At 33.7% G+C, this 24,896-nt stretch carries 30 protein-coding genes; 25 read left to right on the top strand and 5 right to left on the bottom strand.

Features of this window, described 5'->3' with window-relative positions:
- Positions 1 to 17 precede the first annotated feature (17 nt).
- From ACMGE9_RS05190 to ACMGE9_RS05080, 23 genes are all read left to right on the top strand, one after another.
- Positions 18 to 665 carry an adenylate kinase gene (locus ACMGE9_RS05190; protein ID WP_414044188.1) on the top strand — a complete coding sequence of 216 codons (648 nt, stop codon included), beginning with the start codon at positions 18 to 20 and terminating at the stop codon, positions 663 to 665.
- 51 nt (positions 666 to 716) lie between these two features.
- On the top strand, positions 717 to 998 hold the full coding sequence (locus ACMGE9_RS05185; protein ID WP_414044187.1) for a hypothetical protein: 282 nt from the start codon (positions 717 to 719) through the stop codon (positions 996 to 998).
- 20 nt (positions 999 to 1,018) lie between these two features.
- A complete protein-coding gene (gene infA / locus ACMGE9_RS05180; RefSeq protein WP_001118443.1) occupies positions 1,019 to 1,237 on the top strand; it encodes a translation initiation factor IF-1 in 219 nt (72 codons plus the stop codon).
- Positions 1,238 to 1,272: 35 nt separating this feature from the next.
- Entirely contained in the window at positions 1,273 to 1,386 is a 114-nt protein-coding gene (gene rpmJ / locus ACMGE9_RS05175) for a 50S ribosomal protein L36 (protein WP_003156543.1), read from the top strand.
- 21 nt (positions 1,387 to 1,407) lie between these two features.
- Positions 1,408 to 1,773, top strand: coding sequence for a 30S ribosomal protein S13 (gene rpsM / locus ACMGE9_RS05170; protein ID WP_414044186.1), 366 nt, complete (start codon positions 1,408 to 1,410; stop codon positions 1,771 to 1,773).
- A 20-nt stretch (positions 1,774 to 1,793) separates the two neighbouring features.
- Entirely contained in the window at positions 1,794 to 2,183 is a 390-nt protein-coding gene (rpsK, locus tag ACMGE9_RS05165) for a 30S ribosomal protein S11 (protein ID WP_012656128.1), read from the top strand.
- Between the two features lie 83 nt (positions 2,184 to 2,266).
- Positions 2,267 to 3,211 (top strand): DNA-directed RNA polymerase subunit alpha, encoded by a 945-nt coding sequence (locus ACMGE9_RS05160; protein WP_414044185.1) that lies wholly within the window; start codon positions 2,267 to 2,269, stop codon positions 3,209 to 3,211.
- Between the two features lie 19 nt (positions 3,212 to 3,230).
- Entirely contained in the window at positions 3,231 to 3,599 is a 369-nt protein-coding gene (gene rplQ / locus ACMGE9_RS05155) for a 50S ribosomal protein L17 (RefSeq protein WP_096077481.1), read from the top strand.
- A gap of 325 nt (positions 3,600 to 3,924) precedes the next feature.
- Positions 3,925 to 4,725: an energy-coupling factor transporter ATPase gene (locus ACMGE9_RS05150; protein ID WP_414044184.1), complete on the top strand. Its 801-nt coding sequence runs from the start codon at positions 3,925 to 3,927 to the stop codon at positions 4,723 to 4,725.
- A complete protein-coding gene (locus ACMGE9_RS05145) occupies positions 4,722 to 5,576 on the top strand; it encodes an energy-coupling factor transporter ATPase (protein WP_414044183.1) in 855 nt (284 codons plus the stop codon). Before ACMGE9_RS05150 ends, ACMGE9_RS05145 begins: the two co-directional genes overlap by 4 nt.
- Entirely contained in the window at positions 5,569 to 6,372 is an 804-nt protein-coding gene (locus ACMGE9_RS05140) for an energy-coupling factor transporter transmembrane component T family protein (RefSeq protein ID WP_414044182.1), read from the top strand. The genes ACMGE9_RS05145 and ACMGE9_RS05140 overlap by 8 nt, the downstream gene beginning before the upstream one ends.
- Entirely contained in the window at positions 6,373 to 7,203 is an 831-nt protein-coding gene (gene truA / locus ACMGE9_RS05135; protein ID WP_414044181.1) for a tRNA pseudouridine(38-40) synthase TruA, read from the top strand.
- A 187-nt stretch (positions 7,204 to 7,390) separates the two neighbouring features.
- A complete protein-coding gene (gene rplM, locus ACMGE9_RS05130; protein ID WP_414044180.1) occupies positions 7,391 to 7,828 on the top strand; it encodes a 50S ribosomal protein L13 in 438 nt (145 codons plus the stop codon).
- A gap of 19 nt (positions 7,829 to 7,847) precedes the next feature.
- On the top strand, positions 7,848 to 8,240 hold the full coding sequence (gene rpsI / locus ACMGE9_RS05125) for a 30S ribosomal protein S9 (RefSeq protein ID WP_096077475.1): 393 nt from the start codon (positions 7,848 to 7,850) through the stop codon (positions 8,238 to 8,240).
- A 357-nt stretch (positions 8,241 to 8,597) separates the two neighbouring features.
- Entirely contained in the window at positions 8,598 to 9,236 is a 639-nt protein-coding gene (locus tag ACMGE9_RS05120; protein WP_414044179.1) for a hypothetical protein, read from the top strand.
- Between the two features lie 11 nt (positions 9,237 to 9,247).
- A complete protein-coding gene (locus tag ACMGE9_RS05115; RefSeq protein ID WP_414044178.1) occupies positions 9,248 to 9,451 on the top strand; it encodes a helix-turn-helix domain-containing protein in 204 nt (67 codons plus the stop codon).
- Between the two features lie 49 nt (positions 9,452 to 9,500).
- Positions 9,501 to 10,184: an ABC transporter ATP-binding protein gene (locus tag ACMGE9_RS05110; RefSeq protein ID WP_414044177.1), complete on the top strand. Its 684-nt coding sequence runs from the start codon at positions 9,501 to 9,503 to the stop codon at positions 10,182 to 10,184.
- Positions 10,181 to 10,924, top strand: coding sequence for a hypothetical protein (locus tag ACMGE9_RS05105; RefSeq protein ID WP_414044176.1), 744 nt, complete (start codon positions 10,181 to 10,183; stop codon positions 10,922 to 10,924). The genes ACMGE9_RS05110 and ACMGE9_RS05105 overlap by 4 nt, the downstream gene beginning before the upstream one ends.
- A gap of 161 nt (positions 10,925 to 11,085) precedes the next feature.
- Positions 11,086 to 12,261: a glycerate kinase gene (locus tag ACMGE9_RS05100; RefSeq protein ID WP_414044175.1), complete on the top strand. Its 1,176-nt coding sequence runs from the start codon at positions 11,086 to 11,088 to the stop codon at positions 12,259 to 12,261.
- Positions 12,251 to 13,621, top strand: a complete 1,371-nt coding sequence (locus tag ACMGE9_RS05095) for an SLC13 family permease (protein ID WP_414044174.1) — start codon at positions 12,251 to 12,253, stop codon at positions 13,619 to 13,621. Before ACMGE9_RS05100 ends, ACMGE9_RS05095 begins: the two co-directional genes overlap by 11 nt.
- Before the next feature lie 10 nt (positions 13,622 to 13,631).
- Positions 13,632 to 14,300 (top strand): response regulator transcription factor, encoded by a 669-nt coding sequence (locus ACMGE9_RS05090; protein WP_414044173.1) that lies wholly within the window; start codon positions 13,632 to 13,634, stop codon positions 14,298 to 14,300.
- 4 nt (positions 14,301 to 14,304) lie between these two features.
- Positions 14,305 to 15,675: an ATP-binding protein gene (locus tag ACMGE9_RS05085; RefSeq protein WP_414044172.1), complete on the top strand. Its 1,371-nt coding sequence runs from the start codon at positions 14,305 to 14,307 to the stop codon at positions 15,673 to 15,675.
- Positions 15,659 to 16,342, top strand: a complete 684-nt coding sequence (locus tag ACMGE9_RS05080) for a hypothetical protein (RefSeq protein WP_414044171.1) — start codon at positions 15,659 to 15,661, stop codon at positions 16,340 to 16,342. The genes ACMGE9_RS05085 and ACMGE9_RS05080 overlap by 17 nt, the downstream gene beginning before the upstream one ends.
- A gap of 77 nt (positions 16,343 to 16,419) precedes the next feature.
- Here the strand turns inward: ACMGE9_RS05080 and ACMGE9_RS05075 are convergent, their stop codons facing one another.
- Positions 16,420 to 16,821 carry a hypothetical protein gene (locus ACMGE9_RS05075; protein WP_414044170.1) on the bottom strand — a complete coding sequence of 134 codons (402 nt, stop codon included), beginning with the start codon at positions 16,819 to 16,821 and terminating at the stop codon, positions 16,420 to 16,422.
- A gap of 199 nt (positions 16,822 to 17,020) precedes the next feature.
- On the opposite strand from ACMGE9_RS05075, the gene ACMGE9_RS05070 reads away from it, so the two are divergent.
- Positions 17,021 to 18,199: a DUF418 domain-containing protein gene (locus ACMGE9_RS05070; protein WP_414044169.1), complete on the top strand. Its 1,179-nt coding sequence runs from the start codon at positions 17,021 to 17,023 to the stop codon at positions 18,197 to 18,199.
- A 31-nt stretch (positions 18,200 to 18,230) separates the two neighbouring features.
- Here the strand turns inward: ACMGE9_RS05070 and ACMGE9_RS05065 are convergent, their stop codons facing one another.
- From ACMGE9_RS05065 to ACMGE9_RS05050, 4 genes are all read right to left on the bottom strand, one after another.
- Positions 18,231 to 18,653 carry a hypothetical protein gene (locus ACMGE9_RS05065; protein ID WP_414044168.1) on the bottom strand — a complete coding sequence of 141 codons (423 nt, stop codon included), beginning with the start codon at positions 18,651 to 18,653 and terminating at the stop codon, positions 18,231 to 18,233.
- A 176-nt stretch (positions 18,654 to 18,829) separates the two neighbouring features.
- A complete protein-coding gene (locus ACMGE9_RS05060) occupies positions 18,830 to 19,516 on the bottom strand; it encodes a DUF1641 domain-containing protein (protein ID WP_414044167.1) in 687 nt (228 codons plus the stop codon).
- On the bottom strand, positions 19,516 to 22,482 hold the full coding sequence (gene fdhF / locus ACMGE9_RS05055) for a formate dehydrogenase subunit alpha (protein WP_414044166.1): 2,967 nt from the start codon (positions 22,480 to 22,482) through the stop codon (positions 19,516 to 19,518). Before fdhF ends, ACMGE9_RS05060 begins: the two co-directional genes overlap by 1 nt.
- A 269-nt stretch (positions 22,483 to 22,751) precedes the next feature.
- Positions 22,752 to 23,192, bottom strand: coding sequence for an OsmC family protein (locus tag ACMGE9_RS05050; RefSeq protein WP_414044165.1), 441 nt, complete (start codon positions 23,190 to 23,192; stop codon positions 22,752 to 22,754).
- A 214-nt stretch (positions 23,193 to 23,406) separates the two neighbouring features.
- Here ACMGE9_RS05050 and ACMGE9_RS05045 point away from each other — a divergent pair, with 214 nt between their 5' ends.
- The gene (locus tag ACMGE9_RS05045) at positions 23,407 to 24,816 is read left to right on the top strand and encodes an MFS transporter (RefSeq protein WP_414044164.1); all 1,410 of its coding nucleotides are present in this window, start codon (positions 23,407 to 23,409) and stop codon (positions 24,814 to 24,816) included.
- Positions 24,817 to 24,896 lie beyond the last annotated feature (80 nt).

Below are 24,896 nucleotides of genomic sequence, written 5' to 3'. Positions count from 1 at the left end.
TGTCTGGAGGGCATTTTATGAATATCATTTTAATGGGCTTACCTGGAGCAGGTAAAGGAACTCAAGCGAGTGAAATTATTAAGAAATACCCAATTCCTCATATTTCTACTGGAGATATGTTCCGTGCAGCTATCAAAAATAATACTGAGCTTGGACAAAAAGCAAAGTCATTTATGGATAACGGCGAACTTGTTCCAGATGAAGTAACAATTGGTATCGTTCGTGAAAGATTGTTAGAAGAAGATGCTAAAAAAGGATTCTTACTTGATGGTTTTCCTAGAACAGTGGAACAAGCTGAAGCTTTGAACGAAATGTTAGCAGCTGTAGATCGTAAGATTGAAGGCGTAATTAACATCGATGTTCAAGAAGAGGAATTGATGAACCGTTTAACGGGTCGTCGTATTTGTGAAACTTGTGGAACTACTTATCATTTAGTGTTCAATCCACCTAAAGTAGAAGGTATTTGTGATATTGATGGTGGAAAATTATATCAACGTGCAGATGATAATCCTGAAACAGTTCGTACACGTTTAGACGTAAACATTAAACAAACAAAACCGTTACTTGATTTCTATACGAAGCAAGACGTGCTTTTCAATGTTGATGGTTCGAAAGATATTAAGGATGTTACAACTGAAGTTGAGAAAGTATTAAATCAGCTTTAATCGTTTACCGAGATTCACCTCTTGGTGGGTTGCTTAAGTGGATGTGATCAGTTGAATCAAGTTTGTATTGGTCAAATTGTCACGAGTAATCGTGGCAAAGATAAAGGGTTACCTGGAGTCATTATTGCTATTATCGATCATCGATTTGTACTTGTTGCAGACGGAGATAAACGGACAATGAAATATCCTAAGAAAAAGAGCCTGTCGCATTTAATACTAAGTGATGTACACTCACCTGAAATTAAATCGAGTATTTCTGAAACAGGTTTTGTAACAGACGCTAAATTACGTTACGTTTTGCAAAAATATACCGCTCGAATTTCGGAATCTTGATAAAAAGGGGGAATTTGAAAATGGCTAAACAAGATGTAATTGAATTAGAAGGTACTGTATTAGATACTTTACCTAATGCAATGTTTAAAGTAGAATTAGAAAATGGTCATGAAATCTTAGCGCATGTTAGCGGTAAAATTCGTATGAACTACATCCGTATTCTACCTGGCGACAAAGTAACAGTTGAAATGAGTCCATATGACTTAACACGTGGACGCATCACGTATCGTTATAAATAATTAGAACTCCAATATTAAATTAGGAGGTATGAAACATGAAAGTTAGACCATCAGTAAAACCCATTTGTGAAAAATGTAAAGTTATTCGCAGAAAAGGTAAAGTAATGGTAATTTGTGAAAATCCAAAACACAAACAAAAACAAGGATAAGAAAATGGAGGTGCAACATAAATGGCACGTATCGCAGGTGTAGACGTACCACGTGAGAAACGCGTAGTTATCGCATTAACTTACGTATATGGTATTGGTAAAACTTCAGCACAAAAAATATTAGCAGCTGCTAATGTTAACGAGAGTACTCGTGTGCGCGACTTAACAGAAGATGAATTAAACAGAATCCGTGAACAAGTAGATGGATATAAAGTTGAGGGTGACTTACGTCGTGAAATCAACTTAAACATCAAACGTTTAATGGAAATCGCTTCATACAGAGGTATTCGTCACCGTCGTGGTTTACCAACTCGTGGACAAAATACAAAAAACAATGCACGTACTCGTAAAGGTCCAGTTAAGACCGTTGCTAACAAGAAGAAATAATAAGTAAAGGAGTGAGCTAAATGGCACGTAAACAAGTATCACGTAAGCGTAGAGTTAAAAAGAATATTGAAAACGGTGTAGCACATATCCGTTCAACATTCAACAATACAATCGTAACTATTACTGATGAATTCGGTAATGCTTTATCATGGTCATCTGCTGGTGCATTAGGTTTCAGAGGTTCTCGTAAATCTACACCATTCGCAGCTCAAATGGCATCAGAAACTGCATCTAAGGCAGCTATGGAACATGGTTTAAAAACTGTAGAAGTTACTGTTAAAGGACCTGGTCAAGGTCGTGAAGCAGCAATTCGTGCGTTACAATCAGCTGGTTTAGAAATTACAGCGATCAAAGACGTTACACCAGTACCACATAACGGTTGTCGTCCACCGAAACGTCGTCGCGTATAATTTTCAATTAGTATCAAAGACACTTATAATAGTATATGGAACTAAAATAAAATTATTCGACGTTGTTGAAGGAGGATTATTACATGATTGAAATCGAAAAGCCTAGAATTGAGACAGTTGAAATTAGTGAAGATTCTAAATTCGGTAAATTCGTAGTTGAACCGTTAGAACGTGGTTATGGTACAACATTAGGAAACTCCTTACGTCGTATCCTATTATCTTCATTACCAGGTGCGGCTGTTAAGAATATTGAAATCGAAGGTGTCTTACATGAGTTCTCAGCTGTTGAGAATGTAGTGGAAGATGTTACAACAATTATCATGAACATCAAGAAATTAGCGCTTAAAATCTATTCAGATGAAGATAAAACGCTTGAAATTGACGTTAAAGATGAAGGTGTTGTTACTGCGAAAGATATTATGCATGACAGTGATGTTGAAATTTTAAATCCAGATTTAAAAATTGCAACAGTATCTAAAGGTGGACACTTAAAATTGCGTTTGGTTGCAAATGCAGGTCGCGGTTACACTTTAGCTGAAGATAATAACACAAGTGACTTACCAATTGGTGTCATTCCAATTGATTCAATCTACACACCAGTTGAGCGCGTAAACTACACTGTAGAAAATACGCGTGTTGGTCAAAGTACTAACTTTGACAAATTAACTTTAGATGTTTGGACTGACGGATCATTAACACCACAAGAAGCAATTTCTTTAGGTGCTAAGATTATGACAGAACACTTAAATATCTTCGTTGACTTAACTGATGAAGCACAAAATGCTGAAATCATGATTGAAAAAGAAGAAGATCACAAAGAAAAAGTACTTGAAATGTCGATTGAAGAACTTGATTTATCAGTTCGTTCTTATAACTGTCTGAAACGTGCGGGCATTAATTCTGTTCAAGAATTAGCCGACAAATCAGAAGCTGATATGATGAAAGTTCGTAACTTAGGACGCAAGTCTTTAGAAGAAGTTAAATTTAAATTAGAAGACTTAGGTCTTGGATTAAGAAAAGAAGACTAGTTAAAGGAGGTTACGATTCATGGGTTACAGAAAATTAGGACGTACATCAGATCAACGTAAAGCTATGTTACGTGATTTAGCAACTTCTTTAATCGTTAACGAGCGTATCGAAACGACTGAAGCACGCGCAAAAGAATTACGTAAAATCGTAGAAAAATTAATTACTTTAGGTAAACGTGGAGACTTACATGCTCGCCGTCAAGCAGCTGAAGTATTACGTCGCGTTGAAATCTTAAACGAAGATGAAACTACACAATTCGCAATTCAAAAATTATTCTCTGACATTGCTCCTCGTTACACAGAGCGTCAAGGTGGATATACTAGAATTATGAAAGTTGGACCTCGTCGTGGAGACGGTTCAGAAATGGTTATCATCGAATTAGTATAATAATAATCATCATGGATTTAGGGATCACTTATCTTACACATACACACATAAGCAAATGAGTGCAACGATAATGTTTGCCACACACAGATATTGTCTAGCTCAGAGTACTTCGCCATAAAAGAATACGTTTTGCGTGACCTCTAGGCGGAGTGCGCGCTTTTTTCATTATTAAATCCGGTATACCGGGTTTTTTATTTGTATACAGACATTTTGTTTTGTGTTAATGATTTATGGTATAAGTAATTAACAGAGGATAAAATGATATAACAATAGGGTCGTGGTGGACTGTAAATACCAAATACACAATTAAACGAAAGGTGATTGTATGGATGGGATCATTCAAGTTAGCAACCTAACATTTACATATGATGGACAGAGTGTTCCTGCAATCCGTAATTTATCATTTATAATTAATAAGGGTGAATGGATTTCTATCGTTGGGCACAATGGTTCAGGCAAATCAACGTTACTAAAGCTTATTTGTGCGATTGAGCCTATTGATAGTGGAGATATTATAATAGATAATATTCCGCTTACTGAAGAGACTATCCAGTCCATACATAAAAGAATAGGGATTGTATTTCAGAATCCAGACAATCAATTTGTTGGGGCGACGGTTGAAGATGATATTGCGTTTGGTTTAGAGAATCATGGAGTACCTTATGATGAGATGCACAAACGTGTAGATGATGCGCTTCATGCGGTTGAGATGTCTCACATGAAGCGTCACGAGCCACATCATTTATCCGGGGGTCAGAAACAACGTGTAGCGATTGCTAGTGTACTTGCACTACAACCCAAGATTATTATTTTAGATGAAGCAACATCTATGTTAGACCCTGAGGGACGTAATGAAATCTTAAGAATCATTAAGAAATTACAATACATACATCACCTTACGATCATTCATATTACGCATCATTTAGAAGAAACATTAGAAAGTGACCGCATATTTGTGATGAATAAAGGAGAACTTGTATTGTCGGATACGCCTCGAGCGATTTACAAAAGAGCTGATCAACTTATCGCAATGGGACTTGACTTACCGTTTGAAATGAAAGTAAATCAAGCATTATTTAATCATGCTGAGTATATAACGACAGAGGAGTTGCTGAAGAAACTATGAAAATACAATTAAACCAAGTTGGCTTTCATTATTCTAAAGGAACCCCTTTTGAAGTGCGTGCATTAACAGATATCAATATGACAATAGAAGAGAATCGATTTTATACAATTATCGGTCATACGGGTTCAGGTAAGTCAACAGTGATTCAACATTTAAACGCATTGATTAAACCAACAGAAGGTTATATCGATATCAATGGTCAAGTAATTAACAATACAACAAAAAATAAACATCTCAAACCAATTCGTAAAAAGGTGGGAATGGTCTTTCAATTTGCTGAACAACAATTGTTTGAGGAAACAGTTATTAAAGATATTATGTTTGGTCCTTTGAACTATGGTGTATCGAAAGAAGACGCTGAGCGACGTGCAAGAGAGTTGTTTAAACAATTTGGTATGGATGAGTCTATGCTTAATAAAAGCCCGTTTGAGTTATCTGGAGGTCAAATGAGACGTGTGGCAATAATGGGTGTGCTTGCGATGAAACCTGATGTATTAGTGCTTGATGAACCAACAGCTGGACTGGACCCTCGAGGTCAACAAGAGATTATGTCACTTTTTCATAAGTTGCAAAAAGATTTAGGTATTACAGTTGTCTTAGTGACCCATCAAATGGACCAAGCAGCACGTGCAGATTATATGTATGTAATGCATCAAGGGCATATTGTAGATCAAGGTACACCACAGGAAATATTCAGCAAAGATTTATCACACTATGATATTCAGCCCCCAGAAATCACACAATTGCAACGTCAATTTGAACAAAAATATAATACTAAGTTACCACAAGTAGCTTTGACAATAGACCAATTCAATTTAATGTATCAAGAATGGAGGACTGGCCATGCTTGATAAAATGATACTTGGTAGATATGTACCGATTGAATCATTTGTGCATTCACTCGATCCGAGAACGAAATTATTATTTGTATTTATTATGACTATTCTTGTGTTCTTGATCGATAATTGGTACGGCTATCTGTTTGGATTCTTACTCGTATTTATTATTATTAAACTATCAAATTTAAATTTTATGTTTGTATTTAACGGTATCAAGCCGATTTTATTTTTAATTATCTTCACCTTTCTAATGCATGTATTTTTGACAAAGGGTGGTAAGACATTGTTTGAATGGGGTATTATTAACATTCAAATGGGTGGAATACTGATGGGAATTATGATTTCATTTCGCTTTATCATTATTATCTTTCTTTCTACAATAATGACACTGACAACGAGTCCTATCACATTAACTGATGCGATCGAAACAATGTTAAAGCCATTCAAGAAAATAAAATTACCTGTCCATGAATTAGCACTAATGATGTCAATAGCACTAAGGTTTATACCAACACTAATGGATGAAACGCAAAAAGTCATGAAGGCACAGATTTCACGTGGAAGCGACATGTCAAGTGGTAATGCACTTGAAAGAGTTAAGGCAATTGGACCATTACTCATACCACTATTTGTATCCGCATTCAAACGAGCAGATGATTTGGCAGTAGCTATGGAAGTGAGAGGCTATAGAGGGGACGTAGGTCGTACGAAATATAGAAAGTTAGAATGGCAAACGAAAGATACATTAATATTACTCACACTCATTCCCATTGGGATGATAATATTTATACTAAGGAGTTATTTTTAAATGGAACGCATAATGTTACAAATTTCATATAACGGTGCAGGCTTTCAAGGATTTCAAATTCAAAATGAAGGTCGTACAGTACAATATGAGCTAGAACGAATTTTAAAAAGAATGCACAAACAATTTGTGCGGATTCATCCGTCATCTAGAACAGACAAAGGTGTACATGCATTAATGCAGTATGTTCACTTTGATACGGCACTTATGTTACCAACAAACAAATGGCAACATGCTTTTAATTCAGCACTACCTGACGATATCTACGTCCATGAAGTAAGAAAGATACATAACGAATATCATTCGCGATATAATTGTGTAGGTAAAGCATACAGATATAAGGTCTATAGAGCTTCACATAGAGACGTTATGAAAAATGGAATAGAAGCATATATTGCAGTGCAACTTAATGTTACGAAGATGAATGAAGCAGCACAGCACTTTATAGGTACGCATGACTTCACTTCATTTTGTTCTGCAAAGACTGAAATTGAAAATAAAGAACGTACGATATATAAATTTGAAGTAACAGAAACTGAAACAGGTTATGATTTTTTTGTAATAGGCAGTGGCTTCCTTTATAACATGGTGCGCATCATGGTTCATTTCTTAATGGACGTTGGACTTGGGAAACGACAAGGCTCAGAAATACCTGACATAATTGCTGCTAGTGACAGACGAAAAGCAGGAAAGACTGCACCTGCTGAAGGATTATACTTAGAAAAAATCTATTTAACACCAGAAGAATTAGCGAAAGATATTCCTGAAGGAACAGAAATTACTTTAAAAGCAGCGCGATGTAAGATAAAACCATTAGAACCAAATACTTTATAACGGATATGAATGAAAAATAAACAAAAAGAATTTGGCAATACGATTGACAAACACCCTCGAAATGTTATAAGATAGACAACGGTATTGTTTAATATCAACCACTACAATAAGCCCCGGAAACTTATTGTGTTACAGATATATAAGCAGGATTTAGAGGGAATTTTTTTATTTTAGGAGGAAAAATATAATGCGTCAAACATTTATGGCAAACGAAGCAAACATTGAGCGCAAGTGGTACGTAATTGATGCTGAAGGAGAGACTATGGGTCGCCTTTCATCAGAAGTTGCATCAATCTTACGCGGTAAACATAAACCAACATTCACACCACACGTAGATTGTGGAGATCACGTTATCTTAATTAACGCTGAAAAAATCTATTTATCAGGTAACAAAGCAGAAGACAAAATGTATCACCGTCACTCAAATCACCCAGGTGGATTAAAATCAGTATCTGCTGGTGAATTACGTGAGAAAAACCCAGTACGTTTAATGGAAACATCAATTAAAGGTATGTTACCTAAAGGTTCTTTAGGCGACAAAATGTTCAAAAAGTTACACGTTTATGCTGGAGCTGAGCATCCACATACAGCACAACAACCTGAAAACTACGAGTTACGTGGTTAATTAAGAGGAGGACAATACATTGGCACAAGTTGAATATAAAGGCACAGGCCGTCGTAAACATTCAGTAGCACGTGTTCGTTTAATTCCTGGTGAAGGAAACATCACAATCAACAACCGTGACGTACGTGACTACTTACCATTCGAATCATTAATCTTAGATTTAAACCAACCATTTGATATTACTGAAACTAAAGGCAACTATGATGTTTTAGTAAACGTTAAAGGTGGCGGTTTAACTGGACAAGCACAAGCAATCCGTCATGGTATTTCTCGTGCATTATTAGAAGCGGACCCTGAGTACCGTGGTTCATTAAAACGTGCAGGCATGTTAACACGTGACCCACGTATGAAAGAACGTAAAAAACCGGGTCTTAAAGGCGCTCGTCGTTCACCACAGTTCTCAAAACGTTAAGCTGCAGCTGTTGCGAATTTATTCGCTTACAGATGGAGTTCGCAAATTGCGTCAGCAATTTGTGTTCAACTGAAAATACGTTTACAGCACTTCTCGAATTTATTCGAGAGGTGCTTTTTTATATGGTTTTTGCATGGATTATCCTATTATATCATTGAGGCGTAAAAATATATTTTAATGTTGCAATATTTAAATTGGCTTCATTTGAAGCGACTTTAGTTACTTCAATGGTATTTTAAATTTAATAATGAAAAATAATAAATAATTATCGTTTATCGATAATTATTTATTGATTTATATTACATTCAGGTGTATGATGAAAGTGTAGAAAGAAACTATTAAAAAGAGGTGCTATAAATGAATGTAAATGAGATTAGTAGATTTAAAGGATTACTGAAAGTATTAGATATTATATATTTAATAGGAACGATTATTTTAGGATTGGCTACAATTATTTTTATAGGATTAACAGTCTTAGTTTCAACATTGTCTGAAGATAAGTTATTGCAAGTTTTACAATCAGATAATGGAAGCCTATCTTTAAACGTCGGTGGTGCAAATTATGAATTTGCTCATGATTTTATGATCAATAATTTAACGATTGATAAGACAATGTTCATTGGCATTCTCATCATTGTTATTTTAAACTTAGTCATTGCATTAATTATAGTCTGGTTGACTAGAAAATTAATTAAAGGTTTTAGTAATAATAAAGTGTTTGTTATACAAAATGGAAAGTATATTGAATCGATTGCGATTTTTATTTTAGTACTTGGACATACGTATAATGTGTTGGTTTCTATGCTAGGTATATTTATTAATAAGGTGACAAACTTGTCAAATGTATTAATAGATCAAGGTATTATTTCGAATGTAAATTATAATATCTTCAATATTGATTGGAACATAGTATTAATTGCAATTACGATTTGGTTTATTGGAAGAGCGTTTAAATATGGTGCATTTCTTCAAGATGAATATGATGCGACAGTATAGGAAGTGAATAGATGATAATTGTGAGATTAGACCGCGTCATGGCGGACCGAAAAATAAAATTGAATGAACTATCTGAAATGGTAGATGTCAGTGTGGCAAATTTATCGAATTTGAAAACTGGTAAAGTGAAAGCCGTTAGATTCTCCACATTAGATGCAATTTGCAAAGCATTAGATTGCCAACCAGGAGATATCTTTGAACATGTAGATGAATAATTTATGTGTATGCATAAAAGTGAAATATGAATGAAAGGAGGTTTTTATAATGCTAGAAGTTGTATCTTTAAGCAAACGTTTTAAAGGGAATAGGCATTATTCACTTGAAGATGTGAGTTTTGAATTAAAAGAAGGAGAGATTATCGGACTAATTGGTAATAATGGTGCAGGAAAGACAACATTGATGAAATTGATTGCGAAAGCTATTCATCCAACATCAGGTGATGTACTATACCATGGGAAGAGTATCTTGGAACACGATGATATGCTAAAAGACTTTGCGTTTATGTTTGAAGGTGCGTACTTTAATCATTTGACCGCAGAGGAACATTTAAAGTTTTACATCGATTTAAACGGGAAACCTGAACACCTTCAAAAAGTTGATGACATTTTGAAAAGAGTTGGTCTGATTCATGTGAAACATAAAAAGCCATCTGAATTTTCATTTGGTATGCGCCAAAGGTTATCCGTAGCTTTATGTTTAATCACTGAGCCACACGTGATGATACTAGATGAGCCATTTGTAGGGTTGGACCCAAAAGGTGTGAAATTTTTAATGGAATTATTAAAAGGGTTAAAATCAGTTGGTGTTTCAATCATAGTTTCAAGTCATCAATTATCAGAACTAAAGTTGATTAGTGATCGCTATTTACTTATTGATGAAGGGAAACTCGTGAAGTCATTCAATAACGAAGCCAACTTTGAACAAGCGTTAGAGGGGGTCATGATATGAGTATTCGACGAAGTATTATAAAGAACACCTTGAAACGAAAATCTATATTAGGGTTATTACTACTTGGATGTTTACCATTACTTTATATTATTATTACTATGATTGATCCAGATATCATTGCTTTAGATGGAGTAGCAAACATGACATTTTTAGATTTTTATATGTTGATGCTAGGACTACAAAATTCAATGCTCATCTCCACTGTTATAATGGGCTTTATCATTTCAGCAATTTATTACTCAGAGAAAGAACATAAAGTGTTAGCGTTCTATAAAGATATCAAACGCAGTAAGATATTTAACGCCAAACTAATAAGCATGTCTATACTATTTATGAGCTATCATTTGATTTACTTTATTAGTAATGTGATTGTTTACTATACTAAAATACAATACCTAAAAATAGCAACCGCAGACTTTGCAGCAGAAGACGTTTGGCCACAAATTATCATTATCATCGGCGCATTAGGCCTACATGCTATCGCATTTATGATTGGCATCATGTGTGCTACATTTATGAAGACGGGTGCATCAATAGCTGTCATGGTAGTTTTCCAGCTTATCGGACTATTCGGGTATAAGATGGAAGGACTAAAATATTTATTACCGAATTCGTATGATCACTTACTCAAGGATGAGAGTGAAGCACTTGTTGTTACAATTATAATAACAATTATTGTAGTGTATTGGCTCATTACTTATTTCATTGGTAGATATCTGTATAGACACTTGGAATATTAGTTTATAAATAAAGGGTCTTCTCAATTGAGAAGACCCTTTATTTTAGTTTTTAGAGCTCTTACAATAGATGATTTTAATCAAATTTTAATTTTTGGTTAAGTGACATCCAATAAATGATGGCTATATTTATTAGTATCAAGAGAGAAAGAGGAGTGTTGAAGATGAAAATAGTTGTAGTTCCTTCAGGTTTTAAAGAAAGCTTAAGTGCAGAAGAGGTTGGATTATATATACAACAAGGGATTAATAAAGTTGATTCATCATATGATATTACGGTTATTCCTATGGTTGATGGTGGAGAAGGATTTGCTCAGACAATTACAAAATTAAAAGCGGGTCAGTTAGTGTACCATAGTGTGACTGGACCTATAGGGGAAACAATAAATTCATTTTATGGTTGCTATTACGAAAACGGTTTAAAAACAGCAGTAATTGAAATGGCGGCAATAGCTGGATTAAAGAATGTTCCGAAGCATTTACGTAACCCTTTAAATACAACTACGTATGGTGTAGGAGAAATGATGTTAAAAGCAATTGAAGATGGTGCCGAACGTATCTTAATCGGTTGTGGTGACTCGGGTACAAATGATGGTGGAATTGGTATGGCACAAGCATTAGGGGTGCGTTGTTATGATGCATTAGGAAACTTAATTCAAGTCATTGGAGGTGGACAAATTCATCACATCGCGAGTATTGATTATAGTGGTTTAAATCATACAATTAAAAATATTCCGATTGATGCAGCAGTTAATTGGAAAAATATTTTGTGTGGTGAAAAAGGTGTAGCAAGAGTGTATGGTCCTCAAAAAGGTGCAACACCAGAGCAAGTTGATTTATTAGCACGTAACTTAGAATATTTAGCTGATTTATATCACGAAATTTCAACAGAAGACTTAAAGTATGGTAATGGTACAGGAGCTTCAGGAGGATTAGGAGCGGGATTAATTGCTGTTTGTGGGGCTAAGTTGCATCCTCGTTTTAATATTATTATGAAATATATTCAGATTTCTGATGCTATCCGCAATACAGATTTAGTATTTACTGCTGAAGGTTGCTTAGATTATCAAACACCACATGGCAAAATTCCTTCAGAAGTTGCTCGGATTGCTAAAAATTATAACAAACCTGTTATTGCATTAGCAGGTACAATCGGTAAAAATGCAAAAATAAACTATGAAAGTGGTATTGATGCATATTCAAGTATTATTCCTCAACCAACGACGTTAGAAGGTTCGATTCATGATGCAAGTAAGTGGTTAATAAATTGTGCTGAAAATGCGATGCGTAAAGTGATGATAGGAATAATGATTGCGAAAGCAATGAAATCACATGCGAGTTAATATTTCAAATAAAGCACTGATTATCACAATTTGCTGTTTGTTATTTGCTATATATATATTTTCAGCTACAGATTTTGAATATTTGGCACAGATTAGCATAATAATGTTTGTGATCTCTTTAGTAATGTTCGTAGCATCACCTATTCCAGCAGCTTTAGTTGCACTATTAATACTTACAATGGGTATATTACTTGGACTTCCTAAATCATTATTATTTGGCTCATTCGAACAAGATATTATATGGCTAATGATTGGTGCTTTTATTATAAGCGCAATGCTCGAACAGAGTGGATTGATTCATCGTATGTCACAGTGGATACTTAACCAAGGGCACACACGTAAAATGAATCGCATTATCTTTTTGGCAGCACAAGTTATATGTATTGTTATACCATCGACTTCCTCAAGAGCAGTAATGCTACTTCCTTTATATCAGCAACTTGCAACGAAGTTACCACATCATAAGACTTTTTATAGTTTGTTTTTTCCTACATTAATATTGATGGGCTCTAATTTAACATTACTTGGAGCGGGAAGTCATTTGATAGGTATGGGTTTATTGGAATCACAAGGACAGAAATCCTTATCTTATTTTGAATTTTTATTCTTTGGAGCACCATTTGGAATTGTTATCGCAATCATTTCAATGATGATTATTAAATTATTCACTAAAATGCAGCATACTAAAATACAAAGTCAGGTTAAAAAGTTAGAAAAACAGTATACTAATAGTGAAAAGAAAGCACTATTTATTATAATTGTAACCATTTTGCTGTGGTTAACAGAATGGGTGCATCATATGGATATTGCAATACTAACATTCTTTATAGCATTACTAATTATGTTACCGGCTCTGAATTTATTGAGTTTTAAACAAGGTTTAAAGTATATCAACTGGAGTTTAATATTTTTTGTAGCAGCAGCTAGTGCATTAGGATCATTATTAGTAGAATATAAAGTAATTGATGAACTGCAGCAGTCATTATTCAACTCTTTAACTGACGCACAATGGATGAATGAGTTAACGATAATACTTACGATAATTTTTATTAGTGTATTATCACACATACTTATTACAAGTCACACAACAAGAGCCGTTGTGCTCATTCCTGGTTTTTTAATGCTTGCTGAGATATTCCAATTAAACACAACGGCAACAGTATTTTTTGCACTCATTGGTATGAATTACTGTTTAACTTTCCCAGTGAGTTCAAAGTCAATATTAGTTTTTTACGAAGCGGAAGCAGGTTTTACTTCTAAACAATTATTAAAGTTAAGCATGATATTAACGCCAATTTATATGGGGTTAATGCTAATATTCTATTATTGTTATTGGAGTCCGCTTGGATTAACACTTTAAGAGGTGAATTATGGAGCGTATACTAATCGTTGAAGATGATGAGAAGATTGCACGTGTTATTGAGTTAGAATTAGTTTATGCTGGATACCACGTAACTAAAGCATATACTGGTCGAGAGGGTTTGGAGTTATATGAAACTGGTAAAGTGGATTTAATTATTCTTGACGTTATGATTCCTGAACTGAATGGTCTGGAAGTTTTAAGACGGATTAGGAAAGAGGACGATCAAATTAAAATTATTATGTTAACGGCACGTGATACTGTCATAGATAAAGTTGGTGGTTTAGATGGTGGTGCTAATGATTATATGACCAAACCATTTGATATAGAAGAACTGTTAGCGAGAATCCGAGTCCATTTGAAAAATAATAAAGCGCAAGAAACATCTGAAATAATTACATTTAAGACTTTATCAATGCACACGAATACACGTGAGGTATATGCTAATAATCAAATAATTGATTTTACACAAAAAGAATATGATTTATTACATTACTTTATGGTCAATAAAAATCAAGTGCTTGATCGCGAACAAATTATTGCAAATGTATGGGGATACGACTTCGTTGGAGATACTAATATTGTGGATGTTTATGTCAGATATATTCGTAAGAAATTAGACCAATCTCATGACTATATAAAAAGTGTTCGCGGCATCGGATACTTAATGAAGGATTAGAAATATGAAATTAAGAACTAAAATACAGATTTACACAACTGTGATGATTGTTCTCACACTAATTATTGTAAATATTATCGTATTTATCACTTTCAAGAACAGCTCAATTAATAATGAAGTGTATCAATTAGAAAATAAAGCAATAAATATAATAAAAGAGATAGAAAAAAATAGCGATAATAAAACAAATAGAGAAAAAATAATTGTGAATCACTTGCTCTCTGATGGCTCAATTGCCGTTATTGGTGACGATAATAAAAGTAAAATACAAATTATGACGAAGCAACAATATAAATTATTAAAACAAGAATTCTCGGAAAAGCAAATTGAGGGGACATTGCATAGAGGAGCGCATCATTTTGCTTATATATCAATTCCGATAATCTGGAAAGATGGAGAGACTGCAAACTTACAAATCTATGAGAATATTGATGTAAAATTTGAATCGTTTGAAACATTGAAATGGATTCTAATCGGTTCTACAATAATGCTAACGTTGATTATTTTTATACTCAATCTCATCATAACGCACAATATTTTAAAACCAATACATCAACTTATTCATAAAATGTCGAATATAAATAAGACTAAAGGATATGAGAAAGTTGAGAAACTTGGACATACATCAAAAGAATTAGATGACTTAACGGATGCTTTCAATCTAATGATGCAGCGCTTAAGTGATCAAGAGGAGAAAGAACAGAGCTTTATTGCGAATGCATCCCATGAACTAAAAACGCCAATAACAATAATACTGAGCTATAGTGATATGCTCAAAAGATTCGGTAAAACTAAACCCGACTTGCTGGAAGAAGGAATAGATGCGATACATGAAGAATCGCTACGTATGAAATACTTAGCGCATCAAATGCTTCAAATTACATCATTTCAACAAAACAGTAAAAATGCCGAAGTTAGCACATTTAATTTACTTGAAGTTATCGAGCACTCTGCCCAAAAATTATCATTGACACATCATAGAAAAATCAATGTAGTCAATAAAATATCACAGGAAAACGTTAAATTAATAAAAGATCAATTTATTCAACTTATTACGATTTTTATTGATAATGCTATTAAATATAGTAATAAGGAAGTTGATATCCATATCATTGAAGCACATAATGATATAGCAATTAATATTATAGACCAAGGTATCGGAATTCCTGAAGAAAGTATTGAGAATATATTTAATCGCTTCTATCGTGTTGATAAAGCAAGAGCAAGAAAAACTGGAGGAAGTGGTCTTGGTTTATATATTGCTAAAGAAATAGCACAAGCGAATAATATAGGAATAAAAGTAGAATCTAAAATTAACTGTGGAACCACTATGACATTAACAATAAAGGAGAAGTACATTGAATCAGATTATTAAACCGTTCTTGTATTTCGTTACTGTTGCCTTGATATTTGTACTTGCGTTTGTAATTTTTCAGAATAATAAAGCAATGATGAATGAACAAGATGCTAGAGCGATGGTGAAAGAACGTTATTCAGGTGAAATTAAAGACTTTAGGACCACAGCCAATAATCAATATTTCAAAATTATTGTTGAAGACAAAAAGAAAAGATTCCAATTTAAAATAGACCGTTACAATGAAAAAATTTCTAATTTAAAAACATTAAGGCAGTTTGATACTATTGCTGATGCACAAGTTAAAAAAGAAGAAGAGAAAAGAAAAAAGGAAAAAGGACAGCGGTTAATAGCTGAGAAGAAAAAGGCGAAAGAAAAACAAGTAAAACAAGAAGACACAAAAAATAATAAACAACAGGTTGTAGATAATGAAAGTGTCCGAAAATCATATACACCACAATCTTCTTCAACAACAAATAATGCCAATTATTCAAGTGAAAGCACTAATGGTATGGATGCTCCTTCAAATTCACTAAACAATAATGTATACCAACAACCTATTCAAAAGCCAGCACCAGCAGTGCAACCTCCTAAACAATCTAATGTCCAAATTCAACAGAATCCATATTATTATTATTCAGATGATGATGAAGATTGGGAAGAGGATGATGATGACGGAGATGATTAATTAGTATGAAGATAAAATCTGAAGTCATATAATGCACCCAAAAAATTCATTTTTGGGTGCATTTATTGAGTATTCCTTTATTTATTAGTCATAAGTCGATAGGCAACAATAGCAAAAAATATGCAGGAAATTAAGTCTCCGATACCATATATTGAGAAAAATAATGCTGTCAATGGCTGAGTAGAAAGTTCGGAAAGACGATTACTATCACCTATAAGCCAATCAGACCACACAAAAACATAAAGTGCCTTTTCAATGGCAAAGAATAAAACGAGATATGGGACTTTGGTATATTTATGGGATATTACGATATAAGCGATGCCCCAAAATAATATAGAAATTTGACCTACCCATGAAAAAACAGCAGGGTCGTATTGGAAGAGTAAAGGATTCGTGAAAAATTTAGAGAAAATAAGAATACTGAAGATATTATATAGCCCAACAAGGATAAAACCTGTTTCAGCATTAAATCTAATCAATGAAAACACCTCTTAATTTAAAATTAATTTTATTATATCGACCAACTATTTATTTTACATAAAAACTGCTTGTAAATTTTATGTTACAAGTTAATATTTAATTCTACCTTAAAGTTACCTTAAATATTATAGTAATATACTTATAAAATACGATTTTGGTGATATGATGTTGAGTATTAATGATAAAGAGGTATTTGACATGAAAAGATTGACAGTAGTTGATAGTTTAAGAGGATTTAGTTTACTGGGGATATTATTTGCTAATCTTTTAATATTCCAATTCGGAATCACCGGAGCGAAATATCCAGATTTTTATGGATTGAATACGATAGACAAAGTATTACTATATATTAATCATATATTAATACATGATAGTGCAATGCCTATATTCTTACTATTATTTGGTTTTGGTTTAGTTAAGATGAGTGAGAGTTTAACTAGACAAAATAAATCTGTAAAATTAGTATTAATTAGACGTGGCATTATTTTATTTGTTCTTGGATTACTACATGCATTCTTTTTATTTAATGGTGATATTCTTTCTCTGTATGGGTGCATGTTGATATGTCTATTCTGGCTCGTACGAAGAAATATTAGAATCATGTATGGCATGATTGGGCTATGTATTGCAATAATTCTGTTTATGGGTCTTATTTCATATGATTCAGCTAATACAAAGCAGACTAAAGGTCACGACAATCTTAGTTTAAAGCAGGAACAGTTTCTTAATAAAGAAATAAAAGTATATAAATATGGAAATGCTAGCGAAAGAAGAGCATTCTTCCATGAAGAAGATTATCCATTTACAACAGAAGAAGCACAGTTATCAACGATATCTGCATTTGTATCCATCTTCTATATTCCCATCTTCTTTATACTGGGTATGATATTTGCTAAAAATAACTTCTTTAGCTCAAATAACTCTAAATTTCTAATGATAATGATAATACTTATGCCCGTATTTCTGCTATTCAAAGGATTGATGTTATTCTATCCACAAAATGCATGGATCGCTGATTTAGGGAGTATTTCCACTTATGCAGTGAGTCTAAGTTATATTTCATTATATATGTTGATATATAATAAGTTTTCTCATATCAAAGTATTTAGTTATTTTGAATCTGTAGGAAAGTTATCGCTCACTAACTATATTTCACAATCTCTCTTCCATGCCTGGGTTTATTATGGGTTTGGATTACATCGTTTTGGAGATAATAACTTTATATTATCTATCATCATTGCGACTTGTTTTTTTGCCTTGCAAATGGTTGCAAGTCATAAATATTTAAAGCATTTTAAGTTCGGACCATTAGAATACCTTGTTCGCATTGTCTCATATTGGTCGCTTCATCCTAAAAAAAACAGTTGCATAAATTAGATAATAAACAAAGAAGCATCAACTTGTTAATTTAAGTTGATGCTTCTTTGTTTGCTTGCTTGGTAAATAGTTTATATACCACAATCGCAAAAAATAGTCCTGAGATTAAATCTCCAATGCCGTATATTGTGAAGAATACTTTCGTTAAAGGAAAGTCCGAGAGTTCATTTAATTGATTACTATCACCAATCAACCATGCTGCCCACACATAAACGTACAATGCTTTTTCAATGGCAAAGACAAGTATAAGATAGGGTACTTTGGAATAATTACGAGCCACTGAAATATAAGCGAGTCCCCATAGCATAATAGACAGTTGTCCAACCCAAGAAAAAACTATAGGGTCGTATTTATTTAGTAGTGGGTTGGTAAACCCCTGTGAAAAGATTAAAATGCCAAATAGATTGTATAAACCAGCGAGAATAAACCCGATGGATGTTTTCGATTTATACATGACATCACCTCGTAAGAAAATTTATTTTAATTCTATATAGATTAACTATTGGAGTCAAAAAATAAAATTATAACGTTTGATTAAGGAGGATGAAATATCAAACAGAAATATTCTGCAAGAAATAAATAAAAACCTCAAGTTTTCACATTACGTGATTACTTGAGGTATGCTTATTATTATTTTCTTCTTAATAATGCACTTACACCTAGTGCTGCTGCACCTGCAACGATACCATAAAATTTAGCATTTGATGGTTTTTGTTGTTGTGTAAGGTATTGCTGTTTGGCTTCATCACGTGCAACTTTACTTGGTAATTCTACATGATGTACTTCATCTAAGTCACCTTTGTTTGTGTGAACTGGGTCAACGATGCCTTGTTCTTTCTTAAGTTCATCGAAAGAAGTTCCAAATCCTTTAACAAATTTCGTTAATACGATTGATCCTTCAACGAAGTCTTTATTCGTTAACACTTGTAATAATCCAAACCAACCGAGTGGTTTGCTTTGGTTATATTCTGTTGATAATTTTAACCCTTTATTGAACTTTAAGATCATAGGTTCAATATCACTGAAATTAAATTTACCTAAACCTTGAACAAGTAACAATGCATTTCTAATCGCATGGTCAGTTTCAGTTTCATTTACAGCTTTTAAGATACGTGTTAAGATGGGATCACTTTGCGCTAAAGCAGCATTCGCTGCATTTAACGCTTCATGGTCATCTAATTGCTCAAGTAATTTAAAGAGTTTATTTAATGTGTCTTTATGCTGAATCAATTGATCTTCTAATTCACGTAATTCCTTAGCACGAACTGCTTCAACATCAACTTCCATCGGTTTAACGATTCTAGTAGGTTGCGCCATTATTGATCACCTCTTTTTGATTTAACGATATCTCCTGGATATACATAATCTTTTCTATCCCATTTAGCTTGAATATTTACACCCATTTGAGGTGTACGGTTACCGAAACGGAAGTTGTTTTCTGGTAATGGTGATTTCGTACCTTTATCTAAGATGATGAGTTTAGCTTTTGTTTCTTTATAAGCTGGTGTAGATGTATCTTTATCTGCAATTGAACTTGATAATAAGTTAATTGCAGCATTACCATTGTCGTTCATTGGTAGGTAAACTTCTTTACCGTAAACACGATCCGTAATTAATGCTCTTACTTCAACTTGTCCATATGGTGATTGTAAACGTAATAAGTTACCTGTTTCAATGCCGCGCTCAGTTGCAAGATCTTGAGAGACTTCTAAGAATGCTTCTGGTGTTTCCATCGCAAGACCTTCAACTTGATATGTCATATTACCTTCATGGAAGTGTTCTAATAAACGGCCATTATTTACATGAATATCATATTGTGCTTCATATTCAGTTGGTTCAGTCCATTCTACTGGGAAGAAGTTCGCTTTCTTATCTTCAAATGGGAATCCATCTGTAAATAATAATGGTGAATCTGTTCCATCTTCATGAACTGGCCATTGTAAACTGTTGAATCCTTCTAAACGATCATACGTTACACCTGAATAAATTGGTGTTAATGCAGCGATTTCTTCCATGATTTCGCTAGGGTGGTTATAATGCCAATCCGCACCTAAGTGTTGTGCAATCTCTTGGATGATCTTCCAGTCTGGTTTCGTACCTTCTAATGGTTCCATCACTTGATATAAACGTTGGATACGACGTTCTGTATTTGAGAATGTTCCTTCTTTTTCGAAACTTGGTGATGCCGGTAAAATAACATCTGCATATTCGGCTGTTTTAGAGAAGAAGATATCTTGAACGACGAAGAATTTTAATTTTTCGAATCCTTCACGAACATAGTTGATATTAGAGTCAACGATACCCATGTCTTCACCTTTTAAGTAAAGAATGTCTAACTCGCCAGCATGCATTGCATCAACCATTTGGTGGTTGTTTTGTCCAAGTTTAGGGTTCATTTCAACGTTCCAAGCTTTACCGAATTTTTCTAAAGCTAATGGGTCAGAAATCTTTTGGTAACCTGGTAAGTGAGATGGCATACTACCCATGTCAGATGCACCTTGAACGTTATTGTGTCCACGTAATGGGTAAGAACCTGCACCTGGTTTCATGTAGTTACCAGTTACTAATAACATGTTAGAAATTGCTGTAGAAGTATCACTACCACCACGTTGCTGTGTAACACCCATTGCCCACATAACAACAGTAGATTTCGCTTCATGAATCATTTCAGCAATCTTAATGATTTCTGCTTCGCTCATACCTGTATGTTCTGCCGCATATTCAATTGTGTATTTCTCAAGACTCTTCACAAGTTCATCGTAATTATTAACGTGTTTATCAATGAATGCTTGATCTTGCCAGTTATTGTCGATGATATATTTCGTAACAGCGTTTAACCACACTAAATCTGAACCTGGGTTTGGACGTACAAACATATCTGCGCGTTCTGCTAATTCATGTTTGCGGATATCCACAACTAATAATTTTGCACCACGTAATTTTTGGGCACTCTTCACACGTGTTGCGATTACTGGATGTGCTTCAGCCGTATTTGTTCCTAAACCGATGATTAATCCAGCACTTCCGATATCAGTAATTGAACCTGAGTCACCACCGTAACCAACTGTTCTCCATAATCCCATTGTTGCAGGTGATTGACAGTAACGTGAACAGTTATCAACGTTGTTTGTTCCTACAACTTGTCGAGCTAATTTTTGCATTAAATATGATTCTTCGTTTGTACATTTTGAAGACGTGATAAATGCTAAACGTTCAGGATCTTTATCAATTGTTTCTTTAAATTTACTTGAGATTAATGTCATAGCTTCTTCCCAAGTTGCTTCTCTAAAGCCATCTGCTTCACGGATTAACGGTTTAGTTAAACGCTCACCAGAGTTAACGAAATCCCAACCGAATTTACCTTTCACACATGTAGAAATTTGGTTAGCTGGGCTTTCTGGAGATGGTTCAACTTTTAAGATTTCACGGTCTTTAGTCCAAACTTCAAATGAACAACCAACTCCACAGTATGTACATACTGTTTTTGTTTTCTTAATTCTATCTTTACGCATTTCAGCTTCAACGTCTGAAATTGCCATTAATGGTGTATAACCAGTTTCTACAGCTTTTGTTACTTCAACCGCTGGACGGAATGCATCTCTAAGCATACCTGTTAAGAAACCAGCTTCACCAACCATATCGACTTCCATCATAGCGTTACATGGACATACTGTTGAACAGTGACCACAGTTAACACATGAAGAATCATCGATATTCATTTCAGTACTACCATCCCAAATAACGCGAGGACGTTCTAATTCCCAGTCAATCATTAAAGTTTCATTGACTTGAACGTTCTGACAAGCTTGAACACATCGACCACAAAGGATACATTGGTCTGGATCATAGCGATAGAATTTACCGACATTTTTGTCGTAACCTTTTGGAGATTGTGCTGTTGCTTGATGATCGATTTTTAAATTTTTAACAGTGTTATGAATTGTACAGTTCCCATTGTTGAAATCACATACTGTACAGTAAAGTTCATGATTTGCTAAGACTCTATCCATAGCAATCATTTGTGCCTCAAATGCTTCACTAGAACCAGTTCTAACAATATCTCCGTCTTTTAATTCAGTGCTACACGCACGAACTAATTCCCCATTGACTTCAACGATACAAGCATCACATGTTTCGATAGCACCTAAATCAGGATGGTAACATAACGCAGGAACATCAATTCCTTTGAATCGTAAGTAGTCTAAAATACTAACTTGCGTCGGTACATCCATTGGTTTGCCATTCAATGTAATGCTGACCATTTGCGATGTTGCTTCTTTCATACAAAAACCCCATTTCCTATTTTAAATAAAAAAATCAATATTTGTGCCCAACTTAATTATACGATGAATAAAGAATTATTCAAAATAATGTATGAAGTTTTAATGACTTTTTTAATAAAAGATTTCTAAACATAATAATTGATTTATATTTTCATCATTTATTCTTTAAATAACTAATACATAATGCATATGTTTATTATTAAACAAAGTATAAATAAAAAAACAGAAATTCCATTTGGAATCTCTGTTTTATAAGGGCATTAAATAAATTATAAAATGTTTATTTCTCTTTCAAGTTCAGGTGCATTAACAATAGTATCAATAACTGGACACGTACGTTCAATAAAATCAACAAATGCTTTGAGTTCTTCTTCACTATTATTTGCTTTAATTTTGTAAATCGTTTTTAAATGACTTAATCCGATTTTAGCTTCTTTATTTCTACCAGTGAAACCATCTGTATCCAAAGTGCCTTCTACATCAATTGTAATTGCTTCTAAATCGATTCTCTTCATTTTAGCAAAGCTTCTTGCAACAATCACCTTACAACCACCAACTGCAGAGAGTAACGCTTCTATAGGATTCATACCAGTATTTGTCCCACCTAAACTCTCAGGTTCATCCATAATCATCTTGAAATCTCTTACAGAACTCTCTACTTTAAGTCCTTCGATCGATTCAACACTTGCACGCATTACTTCAATAGCCATAGGTAAGCCCTCCATTATTTTATTTATTATTCATATATAATTTAACATAGAACAATAGTAACAGAGGGCACAATTAATGACTTAATCATGACATTCTTTTTTGATTGAATCATAGTATGGAAAACAAGTAATTGTTTAAGATAAATGTATTAAGTGAAATGAATAAATGAGGGTGAATAAATCATAATCACAAATATTTAATAGAGGTGAGCATATGGAGAAAAATCAAAATAAATTGAATGAAACTTCAGGAAATTTAATTGTATTGGGCATAGTATTATCTATTCTTACATATTGGTTATTTGCACAGACGTTCTTAAATTTGGGAAACACGTTAAATGAAACGTATGACACGACGGAGAGTATAATCAATTTATCGATTAGTTTAACCTCATTGATTACGGGAGTATTTATGGTAGCTGCCGGTAAACTATCTGATCGATTTGGTCAGTTTAAGATGGCATTACTCGGTGTAAGTTTAAGTATTGTTGGATCGTTACTTATCATAATAACGGCCAATCCTTATTTATTATTATCGGGTCGTATTATACAAGGATTTTCTGCTGCAATGTTGATGCCCTCTACTATTTCTATCTTAAATAATATATTTGAAGGAGAAAAAAGGCGCAGTGCGCTGAGTTATTGGTCGATGGGTGCATTTGGAGGAACAGGACTTGCCTCTATCATAGGAGGAGTTGTTTCCACATACTTTGCTTGGCAATGGATTTTTGTAATTTCTATTTTGTTTGCAGCAATTGGTTTAGTACTCATGTTGAAATTAAGAAAAGTGAATATACCAGAGCCGCCTCATCCAGGACGTTTTGATACAGTAGGTTTAATTATTTTTACTATTTTTATGGCAGCAATCAGCATTTTTATCACACAGGGTAATTCTTTTGGTTGGACGAGTACAATCTCAATTGTATTACTAATTACAGCGATTATTGGTGCAATTTCATTTTATATTTTTGAGAAGAAACAGAAGAACCCTTTTATTGATTTAACTATATTTGAGAATAAATCATATTTAGGTGTAGCGACTGGTAACTTTCTATTGAATATGGGTGTTGGTGCAATCGCTGTCTTTAATCTATTTGTTCAGGATGTGTATCATTTATCTCCATTCCAATCAGGTTTATTGACATTACCATATGTAATATTTACAATCCTATTAGTAAAAATAGGTGAGAAAAGTATCGAAAAATATGGTGCGAAGAAAGCATTAGTCATCGGTCCAATATTTGTAGCGTTTGGTTTATTATTAATAGGACTTACAATAATTAAAGGCGTACCTTATTTTATAAGTGCATGTATTGGATTTGCATTCTTTGGAGCAGGTGTTGGGCTCTTCGCAACCCCTGCACTAGATACAGCTGTTTCATCATTATCAAAAGATAAGACAGGCGTTGCCTCAGCAATCTTTAAGATGACTTCTACACTGGGAGCTGGATTTGGTATAGCAATATTAGTTACAGTATATACTTTGTTTAAATCTATGATGAATGTTTCAAATGCAACAGCAGCGACGATGGTTTTAAATATCATATTTGTACTGACGGCAAGTATATTTATAAAGGTATTTTTGCCAAAGCATATACAAAAAGCTGAAAAGTTAAATCAATAAAGTCATTATCATTAAATATATTATAATTTCAAAAATATAAGAAAAACTCACATTTTTTATGAGTTGTATTCTAAATGGAA

This window comes from Macrococcus animalis (assembly GCF_047425875.1).
In the GTDB taxonomy this organism is placed as follows: Bacteria; Bacillota; Bacilli; order Staphylococcales; family Staphylococcaceae; genus Macrococcoides; species Macrococcoides animalis.
Note: the sequence above shows the minus strand (reverse complement) of the source record. Positions and strands in the feature narration are given on the sequence as shown.

Bases quoted from the DNA above. Each gene is read 5' to 3' on its own strand.
- fdhF (WP_414044166.1), bottom strand. From the start codon at position 22,482: ATGAAAGAAGCAACATCGCAAATGGTCAGCATTACATTGAATGGCAAA.
- ACMGE9_RS05140 (WP_414044182.1), top strand. From the start codon at position 5,569: ATGCTTGATAAAATGATACTTGGTAGATATGTACCGATTGAATCATTT.
- ACMGE9_RS05145 (WP_414044183.1), top strand. From the start codon at position 4,722: ATGAAAATACAATTAAACCAAGTTGGCTTTCATTATTCTAAAGGAACC.
- ACMGE9_RS05105 (WP_414044176.1), top strand. From the start codon at position 10,181: ATGAGTATTCGACGAAGTATTATAAAGAACACCTTGAAACGAAAATCT.
- ACMGE9_RS05100 (WP_414044175.1), top strand. From the start codon at position 11,086: ATGAAAATAGTTGTAGTTCCTTCAGGTTTTAAAGAAAGCTTAAGTGCA.
- ACMGE9_RS05090 (WP_414044173.1), top strand. From the start codon at position 13,632: ATGGAGCGTATACTAATCGTTGAAGATGATGAGAAGATTGCACGTGTT.
- ACMGE9_RS05120 (WP_414044179.1), top strand. From the start codon at position 8,598: ATGAATGTAAATGAGATTAGTAGATTTAAAGGATTACTGAAAGTATTA.
- ACMGE9_RS05070 (WP_414044169.1), top strand. From the start codon at position 17,021: ATGAAAAGATTGACAGTAGTTGATAGTTTAAGAGGATTTAGTTTACTG.
- ACMGE9_RS05115 (WP_414044178.1), top strand. From the start codon at position 9,248: ATGATAATTGTGAGATTAGACCGCGTCATGGCGGACCGAAAAATAAAA.
- ACMGE9_RS05060 (WP_414044167.1), bottom strand. From the start codon at position 19,516: ATGGCGCAACCTACTAGAATCGTTAAACCGATGGAAGTTGATGTTGAA.
- ACMGE9_RS05095 (WP_414044174.1), top strand. From the start codon at position 12,251: ATGCGAGTTAATATTTCAAATAAAGCACTGATTATCACAATTTGCTGT.
- rpsK (WP_012656128.1), top strand. From the start codon at position 1,794: ATGGCACGTAAACAAGTATCACGTAAGCGTAGAGTTAAAAAGAATATT.
- infA (WP_001118443.1), top strand. From the start codon at position 1,019: ATGGCTAAACAAGATGTAATTGAATTAGAAGGTACTGTATTAGATACT.
- ACMGE9_RS05045 (WP_414044164.1), top strand. From the start codon at position 23,407: ATGGAGAAAAATCAAAATAAATTGAATGAAACTTCAGGAAATTTAATT.
- ACMGE9_RS05050 (WP_414044165.1), bottom strand. From the start codon at position 23,192: ATGGCTATTGAAGTAATGCGTGCAAGTGTTGAATCGATCGAAGGACTT.
- ACMGE9_RS05160 (WP_414044185.1), top strand. From the start codon at position 2,267: ATGATTGAAATCGAAAAGCCTAGAATTGAGACAGTTGAAATTAGTGAA.
- ACMGE9_RS05110 (WP_414044177.1), top strand. From the start codon at position 9,501: ATGCTAGAAGTTGTATCTTTAAGCAAACGTTTTAAAGGGAATAGGCAT.
- ACMGE9_RS05150 (WP_414044184.1), top strand. From the start codon at position 3,925: ATGGATGGGATCATTCAAGTTAGCAACCTAACATTTACATATGATGGA.
- rpsM (WP_414044186.1), top strand. From the start codon at position 1,408: ATGGCACGTATCGCAGGTGTAGACGTACCACGTGAGAAACGCGTAGTT.
- rplQ (WP_096077481.1), top strand. From the start codon at position 3,231: ATGGGTTACAGAAAATTAGGACGTACATCAGATCAACGTAAAGCTATG.
- truA (WP_414044181.1), top strand. From the start codon at position 6,373: ATGGAACGCATAATGTTACAAATTTCATATAACGGTGCAGGCTTTCAA.
- ACMGE9_RS05190 (WP_414044188.1), top strand. From the start codon at position 18: ATGAATATCATTTTAATGGGCTTACCTGGAGCAGGTAAAGGAACTCAA.
- rplM (WP_414044180.1), top strand. From the start codon at position 7,391: ATGCGTCAAACATTTATGGCAAACGAAGCAAACATTGAGCGCAAGTGG.
- rpmJ (WP_003156543.1), top strand. From the start codon at position 1,273: ATGAAAGTTAGACCATCAGTAAAACCCATTTGTGAAAAATGTAAAGTT.
- ACMGE9_RS05085 (WP_414044172.1), top strand. From the start codon at position 14,305: ATGAAATTAAGAACTAAAATACAGATTTACACAACTGTGATGATTGTT.
- ACMGE9_RS05065 (WP_414044168.1), bottom strand. From the start codon at position 18,653: ATGTATAAATCGAAAACATCCATCGGGTTTATTCTCGCTGGTTTATAC.